The organism is Bacillus sp. PK3-067 (assembly GCF_056738645.1).
The window spans coordinates 4,697,051-4,721,705 of record NZ_CP096490.1 but is presented as its reverse complement, the minus strand read 5'-3'; the positions used below and the strand labels follow the sequence as shown (position 1 = coordinate 4,721,705).

Here is a 24,655-nt window from a genome sequence, read left to right as displayed (position 1 = left end):
CATTTGTACACGATGGTACAAATGCTTTTTCATTATGATCGTATTTTTAAAAATACATATATGAGAAGTTCAATTGCAAAAATAACTAAAACAGATAGTCCAAATAAAGGCATGACAGCGCCTAGTATCACCATCATGATAAAGAAAACGAATATACTTTTCTTATCTCTTTGTTTTGGAGGTGCTGCTAATTTTCCTTTCGGCTTTCTTGCTAACCACATTTTTATTCCGTAATAAATGAGAAGTAGTAGAGATAATGTCGTTAGTAAGCATAATATTTTATTTGGCCATCCGAATAAATGTCCTTCATGAAGCGGGATACCGTAAGTGAACCATTGTGCAAGTAATCCATAATCACGATAGTCCGTTTTTGAAATGAGCTCCCCGCTATATTGGTCAAAGTAAGCTGTTATCTCTTCATTTGGTGCAACATGCATACCTGTAATACCAGAACCGCTCGATTTCGAAACAGTGAATACACCTTTCGGATCAGCTGGTAGTGAAATAACATATGGCTTCTTTATTTCAATTCCTTTTTGTAATTCATCGACAGAAATTGCTTTCGGTTCATTTGAATTTGATTCAGGCGGAGCTTCTTTTCTTGTTGCCCACGGCAATTCTTTTACCTTTGATTCAGGCGGAGCCATGTACAATTTTGGATATCCGAGTGATTCATTTGACGATGCGATTTTATAAATTTGGTTCCCCATAAATCCTGACCATGGCAATCCAGATGCGACTAGCAGAAAGAGAGGAATTGTAAATATAATACCGATAATAGAATGACGTCTTTTTGCTTTTTCTCGCTTATTGGATGATGGTGTGTTTTTGAATTGTCGTATACTCATGTACAATCCGGTTACGATTAAAAAGATTGTCCAGCATGCCGCGAGTTCTACAGTATAGTTTACGACAGTGCCACCAACTAAAAGAGAACTATGTAATTCCCTCATTATATTGGCAAATGTTTCACTTGCGTTTTGATCCCCAACAATTTGATTATTACTATCTAAATACACATATTTTTGTTGCCCAGTATACTCATTTGCAATTGTAAGTCTCGTATTATAATCCCCATTAAACTCACTAATTTTCGCCACGCTATAATGTGGATATTTTTTCTCTGTTAAGGAAATAGAATCAGACATCGAAATAGATTCTGTTTGAGCACTCTTCCCAAAATATAAATCTTTATAGATGAAATCTTCAACTTCCTCCCGAAATAAATACCCAATTCCGCTCAGTGACAACGTAATAAGAAGCGGCGTAATAAAAAGCCCAGCATAAAAATGCCAACGCCAAAAAATGTAATGAAGCGAACGATTTACTTTCATACTTTCAGTTCCCCTAACCTTCCCTATATGAATAACTACTTATTTAATATAGCGAGATTAAGTGTGATTACTTTGAAAGAATTGTGAAGAAAGTTAAAAGTTTTTAGGATGATTTTCATAAAACATAAAACACATTTCAAAAGGGATGTTTTCTATGTTTATGAAGATTTCTTTGTATTTGATAGATACATCCTAACAACCGCATTAGCAAGACATTGAGAGGAATCAACAAAATCCTCACTCGCCACCACATTCAAATCGGTGCATGCGATAATTACCGTATCAACTTCCTCTCTCAATTGTAAAACGAGCGCATTCCACAATTCGCGAGCTTCTTCAACCTCCCCAGATTTAATATAAGTAATGATTTGATTAATCATTTCCTGCCATTTTTCATGATGAATGTACTCTATATTACGTTTTGCAATCCCATCTTGGTAAATCCCAGCTTGAACAGTTGCTTCTGTTGCGAGAAGAGCGACTCTTTTTGTATTTTCAGGAATTGCTTGTAACGTTTCATCGACTATATTTAAAATCGGGATAGAAAGCGAACGCTGTAATTCTTCAAAATAAAGATGCGCCGTATTGCACGGCATAGCGATAAAGCTTGCGCCAGTACTTTCAAGTTTTTGTGCTCCGTCAATAATCGCCTTTTTCATCGCTTCGTGATCAATAGGGCGATCCATGTAAAACGGTGTTGGGCACGAATAGATCATCATATGAGGAAAGTCCATATCATACTTTGCTCCGTATATTGTTTGGCACCTTGCTACAACTGTATCGACGAATGGCCCAGTTGATTTTGGTCCCATTCCTGCTAGTATTCCGATCATTGTTTCGTCTCCTTTAAGAATGTTTACATCCATTATATAGGAGAATAACAAAAAGACGTGCAGTGAGTACACGTCTTTTTTTGTTATGTTTTGTCGAACAATCGATATATCCGAGAAATCGTTGATATATTGTAAGTTATGATAGATATATCGAAAAAATCGTTGATATATCCCGAGTTACGATAGATATAATTGAAAAATCGTTGATATATTACCCCGCATTAACGGGCAGTAAAACTCCCACCTTAAAATTCGCCTGGAGCAAAGAGGTTAGGTGGGAGATAAACTGCCCATAAATGCCCGATTGGTTCAACTAATAATCAGTGGGGATGCCCCCACTGATTAAAGTTTCACTTTATCGCTTCTCAATCGCCACAATAAATGGCGGGTTATTTTGCTGGTTAATAAAGCCGTAGCGCAGTACGTGTGCTTGTTTTTGGTCTAATTCTTCGGCAAATTTGAGAACAGCGTCGCGTTCTACTTGTCCTTCTGGGTGTCCGTGGTAAATAACAAGGACGATGATACCTTCAGGCGCCATTACGTCTAATAATTGCTCAATCGCCGAGATTGTTGAGTTCGGTTTTGTGACGATATGCTTGTCTCCGCCTGGAAGGTAACCTAAGTTGAAAATCGCGCCTGTTACTTTTCCTTTTGCATCTTCTGGTAATATGGATAGAAGTGTATCGTGACTATCGTGAACTAAAACAGTACGTTCGAAAAGTTCTTTTTCTTTTAGACGAGTTGTTGAGCTTTCGATTGCCTCTTTTTGAATATCAAATCCAAATACTTTTCCGTTATCTCCAACGATTTCAGCTAGGAAGCAAGTGTCATGGCCGTTTCCTAAAGTTGCATCTACAGCGTAATCGCCTTCTTTTACTGCTGTTTGCAAGAGAGTGCGAGCAAACGATAATACACGTTCTAATTTCATTTTTGTTTCTCCTCATTTGCATATTTTCCTTGCCAGCTTCCGCGGCGTACAAATTCTGCATCAATGGAATTTAATACTTCCCATTTATTTAAGCTCCACATTGGACCAATCATTAAATCAGGCGGACCGTCACCTGTGATGCGGTGCACAATTACGTCTTCTGGAATCATTTCAAGTTGGTCAACAACGAGACTTACGTAATCCTCAAGAGAAAGGAACTCGAGTTGTCCTTTTTCATATTGCTTCACCATTGGCGTTCCTTTTAATAAGTGAAGTAAGTGGATTTTAATTCCTTGTACATCAAGCTTCGCTACTTCACGAGCTGTTTCCATCATCATGTCGTAATCTTCAAGTGGAAGGCCGTTAATAATATGAGAACAAACTTTAATGCCGTGCTTACGTAATTTATTTACACCTTCAACGTAAGAAGGATAATCGTGAGCACGATTAATAAGATTTGCAGTACGTTCATGGACGGTTTGTAGTCCGAGTTCAACCCAAAGGTAAGTGCGTTTATTTAAGTCCGCTAAATATTCAACGACATCGTCCGGTAAACAATCTGGACGAGTCGCAATAGAAAGACCGACAACGTCTTTTTCTGCTAGAAGCGGTTCGAATTTTTCTTTTAACACTTCAAGTGGTGCATGTGTATTTGTGTACGCCTGGAAATAAGCGATACATTTTCCATCTTTCCACTTTGAGCGCATTTTTTCTTTCATTTCATGATATTGCGTTATAACATCATCGCGGCGATCGCCAGCGAAGTCACCAGATCCAGCAGCACTGCAAAATGTACAACCACCATAAGCAACTGTACCGTCACGGTTCGGGCAATCAAAGCCAGCATCTAATGAAACTTTAAAGATTTTTTCACCAAATTCATTTCGTAAATGATAATTCCATGTATGATAACGTTTATTGTCGTTTGTATATGGAAAAGGGTTTTGAACCTTCATTACTTTCCCTCCTAAGCCGAGTCAAAATGAAACAAAATCCATTATAACATACTCATAAGGTTCAGATGGAAGGGACACACTAAAGGGGAATTGAAGCAAGGAGGGACAATTATGGCAGAGCGTCAATCACTTGAATCGTATATTACACAAGCGGAACAAGCGGTGGAATATGCGAAAGAACAATTAGACCAAGGTATGAGACAAGAGCATTATAATACGATGGAGTATTCGGATGCGCAGTTACAATTAGAACAAGCGTATAACGATTTACAAACGATGCAACAACATGCAAATGATGAGCAACGTGAGCAATTAAATAGAGCACGTATGGCAATTCGCCAATTGCAACATCAAATGATTATTACACCGCACTAATAAGGAGTGAATGTAATGGCGAAACGTTCAGATCAAAATAACCCAGAACAAAAAACGCAAAATGGACATAACGCTGAGTTTTCGAATGAACTTGATCCGATTGTTCAAGTAAAACAGCGTAATAGTAAAAAAGGACAACCTCAAAAATCTAAACAATCAGAGTAGACCAGGTCGCAATATGACCTGGTTTTATTTTGCTATATGACAATAATGTAAGATTCCTGTAAGGTTTGTCGATAGTTGTGAGCAGCTTTCTCCAGTAGAGTAAGAAAGGATTAAGTTTTATACAAGGAGTTGCTTTATGGGGAACAATATTATAAACAAGCGAATTGATGAGTTAGATTACATTCGTGGCTTTGCACTACTAGGGATTATTTTAGTAAATATTCTCGCACTACTTAACATTAAAATTCCAGATCCTAGCACAGTGGATGCTAGCTATCAAAGATTTTTATACTTATTTGTAGAAGGGCGTTTCTTCTCAATCTTCTCATTCTTATTTGGAGTGGGATTCTATATCTTTATTTCAAGAGCGATTGCGAAAGGGAAAAATGGATATGTTCTATTTTTCCGCCGCGTAGTTGCATTATTTATTTTTGGTTTGATTCATTACATGTTTCAGCCTGGAGAAGCGTTAACGTTATATGCAATTTGCGGATTAATCGTTTTACCGTTTTATAAAGCGAAAAAACAAGTGAACTTAGTAATTGGTCTTATTTTGACAATAGCCTGTAGTGTAATGGGTGTTAAAGAACTATTACCACTTGGTTTAATTTTATTAGGTCTTGCTGCAGGACAATATCGTGTATTTGAAAATCTTTCAAAAAACATAAAGCAAGTCGCTATTTTTACAGGCATTATGTTTGTTTTAAGTGTGGCAGCTGTATGGTATCAATATGGACACGTGCCTGCTGGCCCATTTGTAAATATGATATTGATGAATGAAGACGGAACAATGGATGCTGCAAGCCAGTTTCTAAAAATTGGTATTACAGTTGGACCAGTCATTTCAGCTTTCTATGTCGGAGCATTAATTTTATTACTTCAATTAAAACCAGTTCAAACATTGTTAGCGCCACTGAAATACTACGGTCGTATGGCGTTAACGAATTATATTGGACAAACTGCAATGATTTTAATTGCCGGTAGCGTATTTAACTTTGCAGGAAACTTGACATACATGCAAACGTTATATGTATGTATCGCAATTTATGCAATTCAAATTGTGTTTAGTGTAATTTGGATGAAAATCTTTAAAATGGGTCCATTAGAATGGATTTGGCGAGTTGTTACGTATTGGACGGTAACACCTTTAAAGAAATAAAGAGAGAAGTGGGCTGTTCCTTTTTTGTGGAGCAGCCTATTTTTATTTTCAGCTTTTGTAGTTGCGCCGATATATTTGAAAAATCGCCGGTATAATTTCATTTACCGATTCAATATGTCACTAATATTCAAAGTAGTAAAAGCCAAACTTACACGCCCACCTTCTTTATATTACAAAAGTGTAAGGTAAATGTAATGTTAACAAATAGCAGTTCGCCTCTAAAAAGCGCAAAATAGGTAATGGAAAAACAAGCGTAGGAGGATATATATGACGAAACCAGTTGTAGACGTAAAAAACGTTCAAAAAGTGTACGGTAAAAAAGGTGAGAACCAATCACACGCGTTAAAAGGTGTGTCATTCTCAATTCAAGAGGGCGAGTTTGTTGGAATTATGGGACCATCTGGTTCTGGTAAAACGACATTATTAAATGTAATTTCAACGTTAGATAAAGCAACGGGCGGCGTTGTTGAAATTGCAGGAACGGATATTACAAAAATGAAGCAAGGTGAGCTTTCAGATTTCCGTTCACAAAAGTTAGGATTTATCTTCCAAGATTTTAATTTGTTAGAAAACTTATCTATTTATGAAAACATTGCACTTCCACTTTCCTTGCAAGGTGTTCCATCACGTAACATTGGACCAAAAGTCGAGAAAGTAGCGGATATGTTAGGAATTACAGAAATACTTCAAAAGTACCCATCTGAAGTATCTGGTGGGCAAAAGCAACGTTCGGCAGCAGCGCGTGCTTTAGTGCATGAGCCTGCAATTATTTTAGGGGACGAGCCAACAGGAGCGCTTGATTCTAAAAATGCAACGAGTTTACTTGATGCGATGACAAACTTAAATAAAGATCAAGGCGTATCTATTATGATGGTTACACATGATCCATACAGTGCAAGTTACTGTCAGCGTATTTTATTCATTCAAGATGGTGAGCTATATAAAGAAATTCACCGCGGCGGTACACGTGAAGAGTTTTATAAAGAAATTTTAGATGTGCTTGCGGACTTAGGAACACAAAAAGCGTAAGAAAGGAGGTTCTAGAGCATGTTATTCAAACTTTCCATGTCAGGACTAAAGAGTAAGCTAAAAGATTACATCGTCTTACTTGTTGGTCTTGTCATGTCGATTTCAATCTTTTATATGTTTCAAACGTTAGCACTAAATGAATCATTTCTTGAATCTAATTCAGTGATTAAATCAATCGGATTTGTATTCCAAGCAGGTTCATTTTTATTAGCAATCATAACGTTCTTCTATATTTTATATGCGAACTCTTTCTTACTATCTCTTCGTCAAAAAGAGTTTGGTATGTATATGATGTTAGGAGCAAAAAAGCATAAAGTTACATTACTTATGTTTATTGAGACAATTGTATTAGGCGCCGCGTCTCTTGCAATTGGAATTGCAGTTGGTGTAGGACTTGCAGAAGGTATCGGTCAATTATTAATGAAACAATTAGAATTTGCTGGTGAAGGCTATAAAGCATTTTATCTGCCATCTATGACTGTTACTTGTATCTTCTTCTTTGCACTATTTGTACTATCAGCAATTATGAACAGTATTAAATTATCACGTATTTCTGTATTGCAACTTGTACATGCAGATGCACAAACAGAACGTGTTGCGGTAAAAGGAAAAATGACAGGCTTAGTTGCATTCCTTGCGGTTATTTTATTAGGAATTGGCTATGCATCAATGATTTACATGGAAAAACTAAGAGAGATGGGAATCCTTATTGCATTAATTACAACAACAGCTGGTACTTACATGTTATTTGGATCACTTCTTCCAGTTATTATTAAAAAGTTAAAAAGTAATAAAAAGCGTAGTGAAAAAGGACTTAACGCTTTTACATTTGCACAATTAAATTTCCGTATTAATAGCTTAACAAAGGTACTTGCAACAGTAGCGATGTTAGTTGCTCTTGGAGCTGGTGCAATTTCAGGTGGTATGGCGTTTAAAAATAACGTTATAAAAATGGTTGATGGTTTAGTAATCTATGATTCAGTAGTTCATAATCCGACAGCTGAAGAAAAGAAAATTTTAAACGGTATTACATTTAAAGAGAAAAGCGAATATCGTTACAAAGTAGATGATAAATACGTTTACTATGTAAAAGAAGATTTAGAGAAAAATCGTCCTTTAGTAAAAGATATGGAAAATATGAAGTCGATGAAGGATTTAGTAAATACGAAGAAGGCTTCACAGGAATTACCAGTAGGTGCAGTTTCTAGAGAAATGAATGAAAAAGATGCGAACGCTAAAGAACTTCCAGAAGAATGGGTAGATGCTTTTAGCACAATTCATCCATATTATATATACGAAGATCATGCAATTAAAATTGTAGATCAAAAAATGTACGATGGGATAAGTGGTAAAGAAGGTATAGCATTTATCGGAAAAGCAGATGATTTCTTAACATATACAAAAGAATGGAAAAAACTTGACGAGTTGCAATTAGATAAATATAAAAATGTAACAGCTGAAAGAATGAACAGTAAATATCAATCTTACGACATGTTCTATGGTGTTGCGAGCGGAACAGTGTTTATGGGCTTCTTCCTTGGAATTGCTTTCTTAGCAATGATGGCAAGTTGTTTAATGTTCAAAATTCTTTCTGGTGCATCAAAAGATATTACACGTTATCAAATGCTTCGTAAAATCGGGGTGCGCCGTGAATTATTAACAAAATCAATTTATAAAGAGTTATTCTTAGTATTCCTATTCCCAGCAATTGTAGGTATTGCTCACGTATTAGTTGGTATGAATATTTTCGGATTTATTTTACTTGATCCGTACTTCCGTATTTGGGTACCAATCGTAATTTTCGTAGTTATTTACACGATTTATTACCTTATTACAGTTCAATTGTATAAAGGAATTGTTCTTCCGAAAGAAGATTAATAATAAAAACCGAGCAAAAACGCTCGGTTTTTATTATTTTCAGAAAAAACGCTTTAATGTTACTGAAATGTATAATATAATGTAAGTAAGTAACGTAATATAAAAGTAGAAGTAGCTGTAGCTGTATAAGGAAAGGAGGAATCCAATCTGTAGAAAGAAGCTAAGCTTTTATCCCCACATTTTTTACCGCAACGTATTTATACAATCGTAAGTTTCCACATTGAAAGTTTTCAGAACCACCTGAGTATATTGTGAAAATAATGGATAACACATGGAAATCTCATAGCATGATAAGGTAAAATGGACAACATAATGAGAAAATTACCGTTCATAAGATGAGGAGAATACATGTATGGAAGTTGTAGAGGCATTAAAAGATATAAGCCAAATTGAGGCTATGAAAAAATATTTAAAAGAGCACTCCCAGCGAGATTATCTTTTATTTGTTATTGGAATTAACACAGGATTAAAAATTACAGAATTACTTAGCATGAAATTTGAAGATGTATTAAATGAAGATGGGACTGTTAAAGAGTTTTATACTCTTCCTGTGAAAGATGAAAAATTCAAACAAGATATTTATTTAAATACAAAAGTAAAAGAAGCGCTTTTAGATTACGTACAATCTATTGGCGTTAAAAGAGAAAATTACGTATTTCAATCTAATAAAACGCCAAATTCAATTACGCGCCAACAAGCGTATCGTGTAATTCATAATGCTGCAGAAGCAGTTGGAGTTGTTGGTAAGATCGGAACGAATTCAATGCGAAAAACATTCGGATTTCATGCGTACAAAAGAGGGATAGCGATTGCGCTGTTGCAAAAACATTTTCATCACGCGACTCCATCAGAGACGCTAAAGTATTTAGGTATTTCAAAGGATGAGACCTTTAAAACGGAGATTGATGTCGATTTATAAAAGCCGTAACTAAAAGAATTAGGAGGCGGAAAATATGAATATTAGAGAGAGTGAACTGCCGGGTATTGGATGTAAGTTTGAAGTGATTACAAAAGGTAATGAAAAGATGGTTATCGTTATTCATGATGATGGCCGAAGAGAAATGTACCATTTTGATGCTGATCATGAGGAGAGTATTTCAAGCGTCTCTCTTCGTGATTCCGAAGCGAGACAAATTGCAGCTATATTGGGCGGAATGGTATATAGACCACAAGCTTTAGATACGATTGAAATGGCCTTTGAAGGATTATCAATTGAGTGGTTTAAGGTGGAAAATAATGCACCAGTCGTACAAAAAACAATTGGTAGTTTACATGTCCGAAACACATATAACGTAACGATTATTGCCATTTTGAAAAAGAATATGAAGAAGTTCTTTAATCCAGGCCCAGATTCTATCATTGAAGCTGGCGATATGCTCGTACTATCAGGTGAAAGACATGAAGTAAAAAGAATTATTAATGAGTTGCTTTCAGTAGGAGGGGATTCATAATCGATGGATACTTTAATCTTTGAAGTTGGGACTGCGTTAGTATTAGTCGCTTTTGCAGCTATTCTCGCTGCAAAGTTAAAGTTCTCGATTATTCCGTTTCTCATTATACTCGGTATGCTAGTGGGGCCCCATGCCCCAGATTTAGGGATTATCGATTTAAGATTTATTGAAAGCGGAGAAGTTATTTCCTTCCTCGGCCGTGTTGGCGTTATATTCCTCTTATTCTATTTAGGCTTAGAATTCTCAATTAAAAAATTAATTAAATCAGGAAAGTCAATTGCTTTTGGGGGAACTGTTCATATATCGCTTAATTTTATATTAGGTTTACTTTACGGATATATAATGGGTTTCCCCTTATTAGAAACATTAATTATTGCTGGGATCATAACAATTTCATCGAGTGCAATTGTTGCGAAAGTAATTGTTGATTTAAGAAGATCTGGTAATAAAGAGACGGAGCTAATTTTAGGAATCATTATGTTTGATGATATCTTTTTAGCCGTATATTTATCGGTCGTTTCAGGATTAGTACTCGGAGGGGCAACGTCATTTGTAGGTGCTCTTACATCTATTTTAATCGCAGTAGGGTATATGCTACTATTCTTTGTAGTTGCTAGAAAAGCTACACGATTTTTAAATAAAATGTTAGATATTTCGTCCAATGAAATTTTTATTATCGTAATATTCGCTATTTTATTCTTTGTAGCAGGATTTTCAGAAACGATTCATGTCGCGGAGGCAATTGGAGCATTATTATTAGGGCTCGTCTTTTCTGAAACAGAGCATAGTGATCGAATTGAACAGCTCGTTGTTCCGTTTCGTGATTTCTTTGGAGCTATATTCTTTTTCAGCTTCGGTTTAAGTATAGACCCATTTTCACTTGGAGGAGCAGTGTGGTTGGCATTAGGAGCAGTTTTCATTACTCTTATCGGTAATTTTACTGCTGGAATGGTTGCGGGGCGTAAAGCTGGGTTATCGCATAAGGCTTCTACGAATATCGGTTTAACACTTGTATCACGCGGAGAATTTTCCATTATCGTCGCGAATATTGGAATTGCGGGCGGCTTAATGGCAACTATTAAACCATTCTCAGCTTTGTATGTTTTAATATTAGCATCGTTAGGACCTTTGTTAACGAAAGAATCTGGGAGAATATATTCCTTATTAGATAAAATATTTAAATGGAGCGCTAAAGAAAGTGCGAAGCGAGAAAAGGAAGTTGGATAGTATAAAGAGGCTGCATGAAGTTCATGCAGCCTCTTTATACATTGTTACTGTTGTCATTTTTTGTCGGTAAGTCGATATATTTTAATAATCGCTGATATAATCCAAGAAGCAATCAATATAATTTCATTTACCGTTGAACCATTATCTGAATTTCATCAACTATTAATCAGTTGCCTTCCTATTTAAAAACGACTACAATTTTACTGTTATATATATGATCGAAAAAAATAGAATAGGAGGGGAAACTATGCCAAGGAAAGTATGGCTATTAGTAGCTGGGATGATTATTAATGTCACGGGTGCTTCTTTTTTATGGCCTTTTAATACAATTTATTTGCATGATCACCTAGGAAAATCTTTATCTGTGGCCGGAATGGTATTAATGATCAATTCGCTTACTGGTGTAATCGGAAACTTGCTCGGCGGTGTTTTATTTGATAAATGGGGCGGTTATAAATCAACTTTAGTAGGGATTGTGATTACACTTGTATCGATTTTAGGTCTTGTGTTCTTCCACGGTTGGCCGTTATATGTTGTATGGCTAGCGTTAATCGGCTTCGGTTCTGGAATGGTCTTCCCATCGATGTATGCGATGGTTGGTACGGTTTGGCCAGAAGGCGGAAGACGGGCATTTAATGCGATGTACGTTGGACAAAATGTTGGTATTGCGATCGGAACAGCATGTGGTGGATTAGTTGCATCGTATCGTTTTGATTATATTTTCTTAGCGAATTTTATTTTATACTTTGTTTTCTTTTTAATTGCTTTTATTGGATTCCGCGGTATGGAAGACAAGAAGGAGCCAGGAGTGCAAAAAGAAGTCGAAACGAAAAAAGGGTGGTCACTTACACCTGGATTTAAAGCACTTCTTATCGTGTGTGTAGCATATGCTTTATGCTGGGTTACATACGTACAGTGGCAAGGAGCGATTGCAACACATATGCAAGAATTGAATATTAGCCTTCGTCACTATAGTTTACTATGGACGATAAACGGAGCGATGATTGTTTGTGCACAACCACTTGTTAGTATGCTAATTCGTTGGATGAAGCGTTCTTTAAAACAGCAAATTATGATTGGAATCTTCATTTTTGCGGCGTCATTCATTGTGTTAAGTCAAGCGCAGCAATTTACGATGTTCCTCGTTGCGATGGTAACATTAACAATTGGTGAGTTATTTGTATGGCCTGCGGTTCCAACGATTGCAAATATACTTGCACCAAAAGATAAATTAGGATTTTATCAAGGTGTCGTAAATAGTGCGGCGACTGTAGGGAAAATGTTCGGACCGGTCGTTGGCGGAGCAATTGTGGATTTATACAATATGGAAGTATTGTTTATAGCAATCATGGTAATGCTTGTAGTAGCGCTTATAGCAACGAGCATTTATGATAAACGAGTAAAAGTAGAAGAAACAGTTGAAGAAAAAATTGCAGTTTAGTTTGACGGAACATGTAACATGTTTTAGAATATATTTAAATAAAACAACCTTTAGAACAAGGGAGATAGCTCGGCTGTCTTAAGATGAATTCGTTAGTTATTAAGAGTAACGATTAACCGAGAAGTCCTCGCTTTAAGTAAGCTCTTAAGAGATACTAGGTGAAGGATAGTTCACTTAACTTATATGTGTAATAACAGTGAGAAGGAGTAGTAGTAATAGAAGCTGGTTTAGAGAGTTGACGGTCGGTGCAAGTCAATCCACGTTTCGTTATGAACTCGCCTTTGAGTTGCAGTTGTGAAACTAATAGTAGCAATTGCCGTTAATCCACGTTACGGATCTAAGCGAATGTATATTTGTACATTAATTTAGGGTGGTACCGCGGGAATCTATAACCTCTCGTCCCTTTCTAGGGATGAGAGGTTTTTTGTATTTTGGGCGGTGAAAATAAATAGAATTTCAAGGAGGGTATCTCATGAGCTTTAATCATCAAGAAATTGAGAAGAAGTGGCAAGGGTACTGGGAAGAGAATAAAACATTCCGTACGCCAGATGAGACAGAAAAACCAAAATTTTATGCACTAGATATGTTCCCATATCCATCAGGTGCAGGCTTACACGTAGGACATCCAGAAGGTTATACAGCGACAGATATTTTATCTCGTATGAAGCGTATGCAAGGATATAACGTTCTGCATCCAATGGGATGGGATGCATTTGGTCTTCCAGCAGAGCAATATGCACTTGATACTGGAAACAGCCCAGCTGAATTTACAGAGCATAATATTAATACGTTCCGTAACCAAATTAAATCATTAGGTTTCTCTTACGATTGGGACCGTGAAGTAAATACAACAGATCCAAACTACTATAAGTGGACGCAATGGATCTTCCTAAAACTATTTGAAAAAGGCTTAGCTTACGTTGATGAAGTACCTGTAAACTGGTGCCCAGCACTTGGTACAGTACTTGCAAACGAAGAAATCATTGACGGTAAGAGTGAGCGTGGTGGACATCCAGTTGAGCGTCGTCCGATGAGACAGTGGATGTTAAAAATTACAGCTTACGGAGATCGTCTATTAGAAGATCTAGATGAGCTTGATTGGCCTGAAAGCTTAAAAGATATGCAACGTAACTGGATCGGTCGTTCTGAAGGTGCAGAAGTACACTTCAACATCGATGGTACAGACGAGAAATTCACAGTTTTCACAACGCGCCCTGATACATTATTTGGTGCAACATACTGTGTACTAGCTCCAGAACATGCACTTGTTGCAGAAATTACAACAGCAGAACAAAAAGAAGCGGTAGAAGCTTACATTAACGCTGTAAAAATGAAGAGTGACCTAGAGCGTACAGAACTTGCGAAAGAGAAAACTGGTGTATTCACTGGTGCTTACGCAGTTAACCCAGTAAACGGTGAGAAATTACCAATCTGGATCGCTGACTATGTTCTTGCAACTTACGGAACAGGTGCTGTAATGGCAGTTCCAGCTCACGATGAGCGTGACTATGAATTCGCATCAGTATTTAATCTTCCAATGAAGGAAGTTGTAAAAGGCGGAGATATTACGAAAGAAGTGTACACAGGTGATGGTGCACACGTAAACTCAGCATTCCTTGATGGATTAAATAAAGAAGAAGCAATCGCAAAAATGATTGAATGGCTTGAAGCAACGAGCGCAGGAAATCAAAAAGTAACGTACCGTCTACGTGACTGGTTATTCAGCCGTCAACGTTACTGGGGTGAACCAATTCCAGTAATTCACTGGGAAGATGGTACAATGACAGCTGTGAAAGAAGAGGAATTACCATTAGTTCTTCCGAAAACAGAAAACATCCGTCCTTCAGGTACAGGTGAATCACCACTTGCTAACATTGACGAGTGGGTAAATGTTGTTGATCCTGAGACTGGTAAAAAAGGTCGTCGTGAAACGAACACAATGCCGCAATGGGCTGGTAGCTGCTGGTACTACCTACGTTACATCGATCCAAACAATAGCGAAGCACTTGTAGATCCTGAAAAAGTAAAACAATGGCTTCCAGTTGATATTTATATCGGTGGTGCAGAACATGCCGTACTTCACTTACTATATGCTCGTTTCTGGCATAAAGTATTATACGATATCGGTGTAGTTCCAACGAAAGAGCCATTCCAACAATTATTCAACCAAGGTATGATTCTAGGTGAAAACAACGAGAAAATGAGTAAATCAAAAGGTAACGTTGTAAATCCTGATGATATCGTAGCAAGCCACGGTGCAGATACACTTCGTCTATACGAAATGTTCATGGGACCATTAGATGCTTCAATTGCTTGGTCTGAAAATGGTCTTGACGGAGCTCGTCGTTTCCTAGACCGCGTATGGCGTCTATTCGTTCAAGATAACGGTGAATTAAGTGAGAAAATTACTGACGCACCAAATAAAGAGCTTGAAAAAGCTTACCATCAAACAGTGAAGAAAGTAACAGAAGACTATGCAGAGCTTCGCTTCAACACAGCGATTTCTCAAATGATGGTATTCATCAACGATGCATACAAAGCTGAAACACTTCCGAGAGAATATGTAGAAGGTTTCGTAAAAATGATTGCACCAGTTGCACCTCATATCGGGGAAGAGCTATGGAGCAAACTTGGATACAATGAAACAATCACATATGCAAGCTGGCCAACATTTGATGAGTCTAAACTTGTAGAAGATGAAGTTGAAATTGTTGTTCAAGTTATGGGTAAAGTTCGTGCAAAACTAACAATGAGTAAAGACGCATCAAAAGAAGAAATGGAACAACTTGCACTTGAAGCAATTCAAGACCAAATTGAAGGGAAAACAGTTCGTAAAGTAATTGTTGTTCCTGGAAAACTTGTTAATGTTGTTGCAAATTAATTTATTCTAAATAAAAGCTCAGAGTATGTATACTCTGAGCTTTTTTGTGTAGAAAATAATCTCTGGATCACCCTAGTCTAAGTTTTCAATTATTCCAATACGTACAAATAAAAGAGCGGAATTCCAATACAGACAAACACCTATTTTTCTATAGGAAATATGATAAAAAAGGTAGGCTAAATTGAGTAGAAGAGGTGAAAGGAATGAAAGGGATGGACAATAATGCACCACATGGCTTTTTCGGAGGTGGATCGGATAGTTATGAACAAATGATGTTAATGGGAGGCGGACAACAAGGATATGGCGGAATTCCGAGCTGGATGGGTGGAACACCTGGAGGATTTTCCACATCAGTAGCTGGAGCGCAAACTGGAATTCCAACATCAACAGGAGGATTTCCATCATCAGTAGCTGGAGTGCAAACAGGAATCCCAACATTTGTAGGCGGAGCAGCGGGAGGAGTACCAGTAGGCGTACCAACTACATTCCCATCTTTCGTTGGAGGAGTAGGTGGTTATCCACAAGGTTTTTACGGTCAACATGGCCACCACGACGGTCATCATGGACATCATCACCACCAAGGACACCATGGCCATCATGGCCACCATCACCACCAAGGACACCATGGCCATCATGGCCACCATCACCACCAAGGACACCATGGCCATCATGGCCACCATCACCACCAAGGTCACCACGGTCATCATGGCCATCATGGACATCATCAACAACAAGTACATCACCACGGCCACCATCATATACATCCGCAGGCTGTTCTTTATCAAATTCATCAAGATCACCATGGTCACCATGGCCACCACGGCCACCAAGGACACCATGGTCATCATGGCCACCATCACCACCAAGGTCACCAAGGTCATCATGGACATCATCAACAACAAGTACATCACCACGGCCATCAAGGCCACCACGGTCACCAAGGTCAACATGGTCATCAAGGTTACCAAGGCCAACAACACCAACAACACCAACAACACCAACAATACCAACAGTATCAACAACAATCTTCTCCTTGGACAGGTGGAATTGGAGCAGGAGGAGCGGGGGCAGCAGCAGGAGCGGCTAGCATTAGTGGAGCTGCAGGACATGCGGGACACGTGGGTCATTAATGATTGCCAGAAAAAAAGACATAATAAAAAACTGCTAGGAAATCCTAGCAGTTTTTTTCAGCTTCTTGACGCTGACGTTCAATTTCAGCACGAAGTTGTGGTTCCGGTGCTTGCCAGCCTTCTGGCTTTAGAATCTTACCGTCGCCTTCACGGAATCGAGGCTTCCCATCAGGGAATAGTTTTGCCATGTTGGCGTTGTTTACAATTTCGAATCCTTTATCTGGACGTACGCCCATTTCTGCAAACGTTCCGAATGCAAAGTAAATAAGGTCAATCAGTGCATCGTATTGATCTTCAACAGTCGTTGCCTCTAGAAATTCTTCTAGTTCTTCCTGCATAAAACTTGCACGGATTTTTGCACGCTCTTCTGTTAATTTTGTTGGAGTATTTGTCACAGGATGTCCGAATACTTCATGCATTTTCGCAACAAGTTCGTATCCTTTATCTAAACCTTTTTCGTTTGTCATGTTGTTTCATCCTTTCTTACGTTATGCCGAAGTTTATTGTAACATAAGGTGATTATGAAATGAAAAGAACATCTTATCGAAATAAGATGTTCGCTCGTTATTCTTCTTTTTTTATTAAAAGGGATGAAATAAGATCGATGCCAAAAATACCGACCAGTAACATTGGTATAACGACAAGCAAGTAACGTGTGAAGGAAACATTTTTTAAGTATGTATGAGCAAATAAAAAGACGCCGAGAAATAAAATACCATTTAAAATAGGCCTTACTAATTTTTTAGACATAAGCTCCCCCATAAATATCTTCTCTCTCTATTTGATAATAAAAAAACTCCTCTCTCCGTTGTATCATGCTGGAGAGAGGAGTTCAATCATTTCTCATTCAATGACACCAGAATTTGTAATATTTACGGTGTATTTTATATGAACCGGAACATCTTTATACATTTGTCTCCATTCTTCTAATTTGAATGGGCGATAATGTTGCTTATACTTTGCACCTAGCCCGAGAGGGTCGACGCCTAAAGATTTAAGTTGCTTAATTAACTTAGCAGCTTGTTTATCTAATTGTTTTTGGACATCTTTTTCAATGTTTTTTGTGTTCTTGTTATTTTCTAAGTTAATTTGTTTTGATAGTTCTTGAATACGTGCATCAAGACGAACGTTAATGAAAAAAGAAGGCTTTCCATTTTTAATTTTTATATCGTAAGTTGGAACAGAACGAATATTATTAATCATTACGTACGCAGAATCTGTTTTAAATTCATGTGAATCTAATTTATGTTTCTCTAATAGTCCTTTAAATATGAACATATCTTTTTCCGCAATTTTACCGATATATTTATCTTTTTTAAAAAGGCCAATTCCGGTAATTTTTATTTTATCACCATGCTTCTTTAGAATGGGAATATAGTAGTCTTTTCCTTCTTGATAATAGCGAAATGCTCCTATATGTAGATTATCCGCTGGTAAAGGTCCGGTCTCCATGTTATGTTCTAGCAATTTTTTTATATAAATTGCAACGTTGTATGAAGTCGAATATTTGCCCTTTAAAAGTTCAGTACCATTCCCATCTAATAAAGCAGCATATAAAGCGTTCCCTATATTCACATCTCGAAGTAATGTATCGAATGAAGTAGACATTCCTGTTTTGGCAAGCCTTATTGTATATAGAGCGACACGCATTTGTCCGCTAGCAAATGGTTGAGAAGACTCTAAAGATGTGTCTGCTTTTACTTGTTTTACTGCATTTGCACTGCCTTCAAAAACTTGAACTTTATTTCCTTTTTTCTGAATGGGACAAACGAATGTCACTTTTACTTTATTATCTTTTGCGACATCAAAAACGCTTCCTTGAATAAGTTGTACATCATCGATAATATTTTTTTGTAAACATCCAATTAGACTGAAGAATGTTATACAAGAAATAAGTATTAATTTGCTTGTGCTTTTGATTTTTTCCATTTTCTTTTCACCCACACAATAATAAATAGGATTGGGATGTATACATAAATGAGCCAAAAACTAACTTTTGATACATTACTAATAAAGTTATTAATATCGTGTCTGTTGGTTAAAAGTTGCGAAACAATGAGAGTGATAAAGATAAAAGCAATTAAAATACCCCTTTGTTTTACACGGAATATTTCATGTGTTCCTCTCATTGACGCCCATAAAGGGAGGATGAAACTTGAAATAATAACGAGTGCATAGCCTGAAATTGCAATATATTCGAGTCTTTCTATAAATGGTAATTGAATGACTTGGGTCATAGAAAGTTGGGCCCATATCGTTTTTAACAATTGTTTTTCACTAAAAAATGCAAAGGCTAAAAGGGTGCTAAATAAATATAGAAGATTTGAAAATAGTGCTCCAAACTGAGCGTATTTATGAGATTGCATAGGCTTTTTCACAAATGGATATACCATGAGGTAAATTTCAAAACCGGTCATACTGTAGATTGACAGTTGAGCGGATTTTAAAATGTCTGAAAAAGAATGTGTGAATATAGGTAGTAAATTATCCCAATGTGAATATTTCAAAACGAATAAGCTTAGAAATAAGTATCCTAATGTACCACCAACAGAGATGACGCAAATACCGGTAATTACACGAAATCCAGAAGAGATAATGTAATAGCTAACTAAGCATAAAAAGAGTGTTAACATAAAGGTGGAAGCGGTAGGAAACATCCATACTTGAATAATTTCAACATATGTTCGGATGACCGAAATACTAACGATTAAAAAATAAGCCATAAAGATGATGCTAATGCCATTTCCTAGCCATTTTCCAAATGTTTGCCGATGTAAATCAACTAAATTCCCATTTGTTTCTTTTAATAAGACATACATCATCCATATAAGAATATGGATGAAAATTCCTGTGATTATAACTCCCATCCATCCGTCGTATCCAGCGGCCTTTGCGATGATTCGAGCGAATCCGAGAACTCCAGCACCAAACTGTGCACCGTGAATTAAGAAGAAAACAAAGATAGGAGATATTTGATATTTTTCTTGAACTTTACTCATCAATGCACCTCATTTCTCAATCATCAAAATCTGATCTATGTTTTGTTGAAATTCCTTTCACTGCTTTTTTTACATGTTGTGGTCTTGCTTGCACATCTCTCGTATCAATCATTGTTAATGGAAAACGAATCCAAGAATCTTTAACTGATTGTTGCCTTGTCGGATAAAACAAAGCGTACGGCTTACGTAAGGAAGTAAGTCTAAAGAGATGAGTAAATAAAAAGATAAATCCAAGAGAAATCCCGAACAATCCGCCTATTTCTGCAAACATAAGAAAAGGAAAGCGTAGTAATCGAACAGCGTTCCCCATTTTATAAATAGGTGTAATAAAGGAAGCGAGTGCCGATAGTGCAACGATAATTAATAAAATGTTACTCGTTAACCCAGCTTGTACAGATGCTTGCCCGATTACGATACCGCCTACAATACCGAGTGTTTGCCCAACTTTCATCGGTAACCTTGCGCCGGCTTCTCTTAATAAATCAATTGCAAGTTCTAAAAAGAGCGCTTCAATTAAAGGTGGGAATGGTACTTGTGCCCTTGATAAAATCAAAGTTTCAAGTAAATCACTTGGAATAAGTTCATAATGATAATTTAAAACTGCAACGTATAACGGTGTAGCGCAAATTGAAAATAGAACGGCAATTAATCTTAAAATCCTTGAAAATGTAGCGTACATCCAGGAGACGTTATAGTCTTCTGGTGAAATGAAAAAATCGAAATAGGATACAGGTGTTAGTAAAACACTTGGAGAACCATCAACGAAAATAGCGATTTTTCCATCAATTAGTGCTTTTGTAACTCTATCAGTACGTTCTGTATTGATATAGAGAGGGAAAATCGATTTTTCACCCATTAATTCTTGTAAATAAGCACTATCATTAATTTGATCATATTCAAGAGCGCGTAATGACTCTTCTAGAAAATCTACATTATCTTTTTCAGCAAGGTTGTCTAAATACATCATGACAACTTTTGTTTTTGAAAACTCGCCAATAATCATTTCTTTTGTTTGTAAATCTAAAACAGGAAGACGTTTTCGAACTAAATTAATGTTTGTATCAATATCCTCTACGAAACCTTCTTGCGGACCAATAACAGTTGATTCGTTTAAAGGAGGGGTTGGTGCACGATAATTATCAATTGCAATGTTTGCAAGCATACATTTTTGATCTTGCTGATTCAATTGAATAATCGCATGCCCCTTTAAAACCATATCCTCAATTTTTTGTAAGTCGTTCGTAATTGTAATGCCGCTCATTGGAATATGTTCTTTCAGCTCTTCTAGTGAAGCATTAGGTCGTTCCAAAAGAGTAGGCATTAAATATTTTTGTAATTTCTCTCCATCAAGCGAAGGACGATAGTAAGAAATCCAATAAGGCATCGTTTCATCGTCGGATGTATGATAATTCACAAAATCACTAGATTTTTTCAGCTTCTCTATTAAATTTTGTAAAGAATGGATACGGTCTTTTTCTGGTTTCGTAAAATCATAAATACTATTACCTTTAGAGTTTTGTTGCTTACTTTGAGAAGGTTCATCTTGCTTAGCGTTTTGTTGTTTATCTTGAGACGAATCACCTTGTTTAGCACCTTGTTGTTTATCTTGAGAGGAATCCTCTTGTTTAGTACTTTGTTGCTTATCTTGAGAGGAATCATCCTGCTTAGAGTTTTGTTGCTTATCCTGAGAAGAGTCATCTTGTTTAGAGTTTTGTTGCTTATCCTGAGAGGAATCCTCTTGTTTAGCACTTTGTTGCTTATCTTGAGAGGAATCATCCTGTTTAGAGTTTTGTTGCTTATCCTGAGAAGGTTCATCTTGTTTAGCGCTTTGTTGCTTATCCTGAGAAGAATCTTTTTGTTTAGTACTTTGTTGCTTATCCTGAGAGGAATCCTCTTGTTTAGTACTTTGTTGCTTATCCTGAGAGGAATCCTCTTGTTTAGTACTTTGTTGCTTATCCTGAGAAGAATCTTTTTGTTTAGTACTTTGTTGCTTATCCTGAGAAGAATCTTTTTGTTCGTGATTTTTACCTTTATTATGTTTCATACTTCTAGTCTGTTCTTTGTTATCATCCTCTTCATTGTTAGAATGCTGCTCCTGATTATCTGTTTCGTTTGCTTCTGGTTTATTTGATTTTTTTTTCTTACGTAACCAATTCCAAATCATGTGTATACCCTCTTTAATCTTGTAATATAGTGCTATTTTGTGGCTAATTTTGTATATTATTCATTTATTTATGAAAAGAAGAAGGAGATTAGTTTGCATGGAAAAAAATCTTTAGTAAGCAGTTCATACTATAACGGGAAGAGGGAGAATCTGTGCAAATTGTAAAAAAGGAGAAGTTTGTTTTAAAAGGGTTTACGTTTGAAAATGGCAGGGGAATTCCTGTTCAAATGGGATACGAGACATATGGTACGTTAAATAGAGAAAGGTCAAATGTGATTTTGGTTTGTCATTATTTTAGTGCAACAAGTCATGCGGCAGGAAAATATACAGTGCATGATGAGGAGTCTGGTTGGTGGGATGGGCTCATTGGACCTGGAAAAGCAATTGATACAAATAAGTATTTTGTTATATGTACAGATAATCTTTGTAATGTGCAGGTGAGAAATCCATATGTGATTACAACAGGACCGAAATCGATTAATCCAGAAACTGGAGAAGAATATGCTATGGATTTTCCGGTTTTTACATTTCTTGATGTAGCTCGTATGCAATATGAGTTAATAAAAGGTATGGGAATTTCAAGGTTACACGCTGTAATTGGACCGTCGGCAGGGGGAATGATTGCACAACAATGGGCGGTTCACTATCCACATATGGTAGAGCGGATGATTGGCGTTATTACGAACCCACAAAATCCAATTATTACGTCAGTAAACGTAGCGCAAAATGCGATTGAAGCAATTCAACTGGATCCAAGTTGGAAAGGTGGAAAATATGGAGAAGAGCAGCCGATAAAGGGGCTTCATTTAGCAAATAGAATGATGTTTATGAACGCGTTTGATGAGCATTTTTATGAAATGGCATTTCCTCGTAATAGTATAGAGATAGAACCTTATGAAAAGTTTTCTACACTAACATCATTTGAAAAAGAGATAAATAAAGCGACATATAGAAGTATAGAGTTAGTAGATGCAAATTCATGGATGTATACTGCAAAGGCAGTTTTATTGCATGATATTGCACATGGTTTTTCTTCATTAGAAGAATCTCTTTCTAACATAGAAGCGAATGTACTTATGATTCCATGTAAACAAGATTTGCTTCAGCCGTCTCGTTACAACTATAAAATGGTAGATATTTTGCAAAAACAAGGGAAGTATGCGGAAGTGTATGAGATAGAAAGTATAAATGGGCATATGGCGGGAGCATTTGATATTCATTTATTTGAAAAGAAAGTTTATGAATTTTTAAATCGGAAAGTATCTAGTTTTGTTTAGAAGACAAATGATGGGGAAAAGGTGCAATGTTTGTAGTAGGCACCTTTTTTTACATGATTTGTAGACGGAAAATATATGTGGCAATTGCTATACCGAAGAATGCGATACTAAGCAATAGAAATAAGAATGACATTTCTTGGGGTGATTTTATTTTTTTAGTATTTTTCATACTAAGAGTAATAATTGCAGCGATTAAGAAAATGATGCCCATTATGAAAAGGGAAAGTGTCATTTTCATTGGCTCCTTTCATAAGACAAGTATATTGAGGATACAATGCAAGAGTTATGTTTGTAAAGAATAAGTTTTGCGAGAAAATTGAGAAATAGTTTTTCGATTCTTTGCGTTCTTTCTTTTGCGTGCTAAAATTGGTAGAGAATGTTTGTGAAAAAGAAACTAAAGGTTTTATTGTATATAAGGAGGAACTACATATGACAGAAGTTAAAACAATTACTACAGAAGAGGTACAAGAGCGTTTAGAAAATGGAGAAACGTTATTTTTAGTAGACGTAAGAGAAGATGAAGAAGTAGCGGCAGGAAAGATTCCAGAAGCTGTACATATTAAAATGGGCGATATCCCACATAAAGTAGATTTCTTTAATAAAGAGAATGAATATATCTTTATTTGTCGTTCAGGAATGCGCAGTGAAAATGTATGTCATTATTTAAATGAGCAAGGATTTAAAACAGTGAATATGGTTGGCGGTATGCTTCAATATGAAGGTGAAACGAAATAGTTAATAGTTAAAAACTTGAAACGAGTCTGTTTCAAGTTTTTTTCTTTTGCATACAGTATAAAAAGGAGGAGGGGTAAATGGGGATTAATTTGCGTAAAGTAAAAATTATGAATAATACAGGAGCTGTTAATGTCGGCGACTGTTATGATATCTCGCCTTTAGCTGTAGCAAAAGTATATGCAGGTGCTGGAGGGTCGAGTGCGGCTATTTTTTTAAATGGGAAAAGACAGCCAGAAGCAGTCATTAGAACATCAGTGTTTCTTCCGCCGTTAGCAACAAGTACACGTACATTAGGTTCATAGAGGAAAGGTAGAGTGTAATTATGCCTGCTCATATAAAAGAATTTGTTATTGTGAATAACACTGGGAATATATTTACCGGTGATAATTTGAGTGATACTTCATTTACTGCTTCGAAATCATATAGTGGTTCAATGGGGTGCACTTGGATTGATGTTGTTACAGTAATAGGGACGGAGACGAAGCTTTGTTTACAGCCAGGTGATTCGGTGACGACAACATATACAAGAGGCACTCCTGCTGGTACTGTAACAGGAACAAATATGGGGCAAAGTGTAAATACATCGGGTATAGCACAAGCTGTCCCTAATACAGATAATATGGATTCAATTGCAGGACTCCCTTAAGGAATTAAGGGAGTTTTTATTATTTAAAATAAAAATAGTCTTGGAAA

Annotated in this window: 25 protein-coding genes and 1 other annotated feature; of the genes, 15 read left to right on the top strand and 10 right to left on the bottom strand. The window is 36.6% G+C overall.

From position 1 onward, the window contains the following. Positions 1-32: 32 nt before the first annotated feature. The 4 genes from M1D73_RS24320 to mnmL form a co-directional block, all read right to left on the bottom strand. Positions 33-1,334, bottom strand: a complete 1,302-nt coding sequence (locus M1D73_RS24320; RefSeq protein WP_048538442.1) for a PepSY-associated TM helix domain-containing protein — start codon at positions 1,332-1,334, stop codon at positions 33-35. A 158-nt stretch (positions 1,335-1,492) separates the two neighbouring features. Then, entirely contained in the window at positions 1,493-2,167 is a 675-nt protein-coding gene (locus tag M1D73_RS24315; RefSeq protein ID WP_071740521.1) for an aspartate/glutamate racemase family protein, read from the bottom strand. A gap of 355 nt (positions 2,168-2,522) precedes the next feature. Beyond that, positions 2,523-3,095 (bottom strand): tRNA 5-(aminomethyl)-2-thiouridylate-methyltransferase MnmM, encoded by a 573-nt coding sequence (gene mnmM, locus M1D73_RS24310; RefSeq protein WP_098212824.1) that lies wholly within the window; start codon positions 3,093-3,095, stop codon positions 2,523-2,525. After that, the gene (gene mnmL / locus M1D73_RS24305; RefSeq protein WP_000868031.1) at positions 3,092-4,051 is read right to left on the bottom strand and encodes a tRNA modification radical SAM protein MnmL/YtqA; all 960 of its coding nucleotides are present in this window, start codon (positions 4,049-4,051) and stop codon (positions 3,092-3,094) included. The genes mnmM and mnmL overlap by 4 nt, the downstream gene beginning before the upstream one ends. Positions 4,052-4,162: 111 nt before the next feature. On the opposite strand from mnmL, the gene M1D73_RS24300 reads away from it, so the two are divergent. From M1D73_RS24300 to M1D73_RS24250, 11 genes are all read left to right on the top strand, one after another. Beyond that, positions 4,163-4,426 carry a YtzC family protein gene (locus M1D73_RS24300; protein WP_000840869.1) on the top strand — a complete coding sequence of 88 codons (264 nt, stop codon included), beginning with the start codon at positions 4,163-4,165 and terminating at the stop codon, positions 4,424-4,426. 15 nt (positions 4,427-4,441) lie between these two features. Continuing rightward, on the top strand, positions 4,442-4,591 hold the full coding sequence (locus M1D73_RS24295) for a hypothetical protein (protein ID WP_001129340.1): 150 nt from the start codon (positions 4,442-4,444) through the stop codon (positions 4,589-4,591). A gap of 136 nt (positions 4,592-4,727) precedes the next feature. Further along, complete coding sequence (locus M1D73_RS24290) at positions 4,728-5,750, top strand: DUF418 domain-containing protein (RefSeq protein ID WP_098212825.1); 1,023 nt, start codon at positions 4,728-4,730, stop codon at positions 5,748-5,750. Positions 5,751-6,017: 267 nt separating this feature from the next. After that, complete coding sequence (locus M1D73_RS24285) at positions 6,018-6,779, top strand: ABC transporter ATP-binding protein (protein WP_000165844.1); 762 nt, start codon at positions 6,018-6,020, stop codon at positions 6,777-6,779. Between the two features lie 18 nt (positions 6,780-6,797). After that, positions 6,798-8,657, top strand: a complete 1,860-nt coding sequence (locus M1D73_RS24280; protein ID WP_000897761.1) for an FtsX-like permease family protein — start codon at positions 6,798-6,800, stop codon at positions 8,655-8,657. A 352-nt stretch (positions 8,658-9,009) separates the two neighbouring features. Further along, positions 9,010-9,576, top strand: coding sequence for a tyrosine-type recombinase/integrase (locus tag M1D73_RS24275; RefSeq protein WP_000454210.1), 567 nt, complete (start codon positions 9,010-9,012; stop codon positions 9,574-9,576). A gap of 34 nt (positions 9,577-9,610) precedes the next feature. Further along, positions 9,611-10,108, top strand: a complete 498-nt coding sequence (locus M1D73_RS24270; RefSeq protein WP_001026053.1) for a cation:proton antiporter regulatory subunit — start codon at positions 9,611-9,613, stop codon at positions 10,106-10,108. Between the two features lie 3 nt (positions 10,109-10,111). Next, the gene (locus M1D73_RS24265; protein ID WP_000380163.1) at positions 10,112-11,335 is read left to right on the top strand and encodes a cation:proton antiporter; all 1,224 of its coding nucleotides are present in this window, start codon (positions 10,112-10,114) and stop codon (positions 11,333-11,335) included. A 247-nt stretch (positions 11,336-11,582) separates the two neighbouring features. Further along, a complete protein-coding gene (locus tag M1D73_RS24260; protein WP_001137561.1) occupies positions 11,583-12,776 on the top strand; it encodes an MDR family MFS transporter in 1,194 nt (397 codons plus the stop codon). Between the two features lie 187 nt (positions 12,777-12,963). Beyond that, positions 12,964-13,183 (top strand) — a binding site (T-box leader). Between the two features lie 65 nt (positions 13,184-13,248). Further along, positions 13,249-15,657, top strand: a complete 2,409-nt coding sequence (leuS, locus tag M1D73_RS24255) for a leucine--tRNA ligase (protein ID WP_000009461.1) — start codon at positions 13,249-13,251, stop codon at positions 15,655-15,657. 203 nt (positions 15,658-15,860) lie between these two features. Then, positions 15,861-16,787 (top strand): hypothetical protein, encoded by a 927-nt coding sequence (locus M1D73_RS24250; RefSeq protein WP_121868481.1) that lies wholly within the window; start codon positions 15,861-15,863, stop codon positions 16,785-16,787. Between the two features lie 44 nt (positions 16,788-16,831). Here the strand turns inward: M1D73_RS24250 and M1D73_RS24245 are convergent, their stop codons facing one another. From M1D73_RS24245 to M1D73_RS24225, 5 genes are all read right to left on the bottom strand, one after another. Next, positions 16,832-17,254 (bottom strand): pyrophosphohydrolase domain-containing protein, encoded by a 423-nt coding sequence (locus M1D73_RS24245; RefSeq protein WP_000180554.1) that lies wholly within the window; start codon positions 17,252-17,254, stop codon positions 16,832-16,834. Positions 17,255-17,351: 97 nt separating this feature from the next. Further along, positions 17,352-17,537, bottom strand: coding sequence for a hypothetical protein (locus tag M1D73_RS24240; protein WP_141558418.1), 186 nt, complete (start codon positions 17,535-17,537; stop codon positions 17,352-17,354). 93 nt (positions 17,538-17,630) lie between these two features. After that, positions 17,631-18,716, bottom strand: coding sequence for a spore germination protein GerHC (gene gerHC / locus M1D73_RS24235; protein WP_000411389.1), 1,086 nt, complete (start codon positions 18,714-18,716; stop codon positions 17,631-17,633). After that, the gene (locus M1D73_RS24230) at positions 18,686-19,786 is read right to left on the bottom strand and encodes a spore germination protein (RefSeq protein WP_000049053.1); all 1,101 of its coding nucleotides are present in this window, start codon (positions 19,784-19,786) and stop codon (positions 18,686-18,688) included. The genes gerHC and M1D73_RS24230 overlap by 31 nt, the downstream gene beginning before the upstream one ends. A 16-nt stretch (positions 19,787-19,802) precedes the next feature. After that, positions 19,803-21,950, bottom strand: a complete 2,148-nt coding sequence (locus M1D73_RS24225) for a spore germination protein (RefSeq protein ID WP_481157974.1) — start codon at positions 21,948-21,950, stop codon at positions 19,803-19,805. A gap of 152 nt (positions 21,951-22,102) precedes the next feature. Between M1D73_RS24225 and M1D73_RS24220 the strand changes: the two genes are divergently transcribed. Then, on the top strand, positions 22,103-23,227 hold the full coding sequence (locus M1D73_RS24220; protein WP_121868482.1) for a homoserine O-acetyltransferase family protein: 1,125 nt from the start codon (positions 22,103-22,105) through the stop codon (positions 23,225-23,227). 49 nt (positions 23,228-23,276) lie between these two features. Here the strand turns inward: M1D73_RS24220 and M1D73_RS24215 are convergent, their stop codons facing one another. Next, positions 23,277-23,459, bottom strand: coding sequence for a hypothetical protein (locus M1D73_RS24215; RefSeq protein ID WP_000175905.1), 183 nt, complete (start codon positions 23,457-23,459; stop codon positions 23,277-23,279). A gap of 197 nt (positions 23,460-23,656) precedes the next feature. On the opposite strand from M1D73_RS24215, the gene M1D73_RS24210 reads away from it, so the two are divergent. The 3 genes from M1D73_RS24210 (at position 23,657) to M1D73_RS24200 (ending at position 24,608) form a co-directional block, all read left to right on the top strand. Next, positions 23,657-23,962 carry a rhodanese-like domain-containing protein gene (locus tag M1D73_RS24210; protein WP_000141207.1) on the top strand — a complete coding sequence of 102 codons (306 nt, stop codon included), beginning with the start codon at positions 23,657-23,659 and terminating at the stop codon, positions 23,960-23,962. A gap of 77 nt (positions 23,963-24,039) precedes the next feature. Beyond that, positions 24,040-24,264 (top strand): spore germination protein, encoded by a 225-nt coding sequence (locus M1D73_RS24205; RefSeq protein WP_000512468.1) that lies wholly within the window; start codon positions 24,040-24,042, stop codon positions 24,262-24,264. 20 nt (positions 24,265-24,284) lie between these two features. Then, a complete protein-coding gene (locus tag M1D73_RS24200; protein ID WP_001110855.1) occupies positions 24,285-24,608 on the top strand; it encodes a hypothetical protein in 324 nt (107 codons plus the stop codon). Positions 24,609-24,655: the final 47 nt, after the last annotated feature.

Excerpts from the sequence above, each read along its gene's own strand:
- M1D73_RS24280 (WP_000897761.1), top strand. The coding sequence starts at position 6,798 with ATGTTATTCAAACTTTCCATGTCAGGACTAAAGAGTAAGCTAAAAGAT.
- M1D73_RS24215 (WP_000175905.1), bottom strand. The coding sequence starts at position 23,459 with ATGACACTTTCCCTTTTCATAATGGGCATCATTTTCTTAATCGCTGCA.
- M1D73_RS24265 (WP_000380163.1), top strand. The coding sequence starts at position 10,112 with ATGGATACTTTAATCTTTGAAGTTGGGACTGCGTTAGTATTAGTCGCT.
- mnmM (WP_098212824.1), bottom strand. The coding sequence starts at position 3,095 with ATGAAATTAGAACGTGTATTATCGTTTGCTCGCACTCTCTTGCAAACA.
- M1D73_RS24230 (WP_000049053.1), bottom strand. The coding sequence starts at position 19,786 with ATGAGTAAAGTTCAAGAAAAATATCAAATATCTCCTATCTTTGTTTTC.
- M1D73_RS24290 (WP_098212825.1), top strand. The coding sequence starts at position 4,728 with ATGGGGAACAATATTATAAACAAGCGAATTGATGAGTTAGATTACATT.
- M1D73_RS24275 (WP_000454210.1), top strand. The coding sequence starts at position 9,010 with ATGGAAGTTGTAGAGGCATTAAAAGATATAAGCCAAATTGAGGCTATG.
- M1D73_RS24270 (WP_001026053.1), top strand. The coding sequence starts at position 9,611 with ATGAATATTAGAGAGAGTGAACTGCCGGGTATTGGATGTAAGTTTGAA.
- M1D73_RS24315 (WP_071740521.1), bottom strand. The coding sequence starts at position 2,167 with ATGATCGGAATACTAGCAGGAATGGGACCAAAATCAACTGGGCCATTC.
- leuS (WP_000009461.1), top strand. The coding sequence starts at position 13,249 with ATGAGCTTTAATCATCAAGAAATTGAGAAGAAGTGGCAAGGGTACTGG.
- M1D73_RS24240 (WP_141558418.1), bottom strand. The coding sequence starts at position 17,537 with ATGTCTAAAAAATTAGTAAGGCCTATTTTAAATGGTATTTTATTTCTC.
- mnmL (WP_000868031.1), bottom strand. The coding sequence starts at position 4,051 with ATGAAGGTTCAAAACCCTTTTCCATATACAAACGACAATAAACGTTAT.
- M1D73_RS24245 (WP_000180554.1), bottom strand. The coding sequence starts at position 17,254 with ATGACAAACGAAAAAGGTTTAGATAAAGGATACGAACTTGTTGCGAAA.
- M1D73_RS24260 (WP_001137561.1), top strand. The coding sequence starts at position 11,583 with ATGCCAAGGAAAGTATGGCTATTAGTAGCTGGGATGATTATTAATGTC.
- M1D73_RS24285 (WP_000165844.1), top strand. The coding sequence starts at position 6,018 with ATGACGAAACCAGTTGTAGACGTAAAAAACGTTCAAAAAGTGTACGGT.
- M1D73_RS24225 (WP_481157974.1), bottom strand. The coding sequence starts at position 21,950 with ATGATTTGGAATTGGTTACGTAAGAAAAAAAAATCAAATAAACCAGAA.
- M1D73_RS24250 (WP_121868481.1), top strand. The coding sequence starts at position 15,861 with ATGAAAGGGATGGACAATAATGCACCACATGGCTTTTTCGGAGGTGGA.
- M1D73_RS24200 (WP_001110855.1), top strand. The coding sequence starts at position 24,285 with ATGCCTGCTCATATAAAAGAATTTGTTATTGTGAATAACACTGGGAAT.
- M1D73_RS24205 (WP_000512468.1), top strand. The coding sequence starts at position 24,040 with ATGGGGATTAATTTGCGTAAAGTAAAAATTATGAATAATACAGGAGCT.
- M1D73_RS24210 (WP_000141207.1), top strand. The coding sequence starts at position 23,657 with ATGACAGAAGTTAAAACAATTACTACAGAAGAGGTACAAGAGCGTTTA.
- M1D73_RS24320 (WP_048538442.1), bottom strand. The coding sequence starts at position 1,334 with ATGAAAGTAAATCGTTCGCTTCATTACATTTTTTGGCGTTGGCATTTT.
- gerHC (WP_000411389.1), bottom strand. The coding sequence starts at position 18,716 with ATGGAAAAAATCAAAAGCACAAGCAAATTAATACTTATTTCTTGTATA.
- M1D73_RS24300 (WP_000840869.1), top strand. The coding sequence starts at position 4,163 with ATGGCAGAGCGTCAATCACTTGAATCGTATATTACACAAGCGGAACAA.
- M1D73_RS24295 (WP_001129340.1), top strand. The coding sequence starts at position 4,442 with ATGGCGAAACGTTCAGATCAAAATAACCCAGAACAAAAAACGCAAAAT.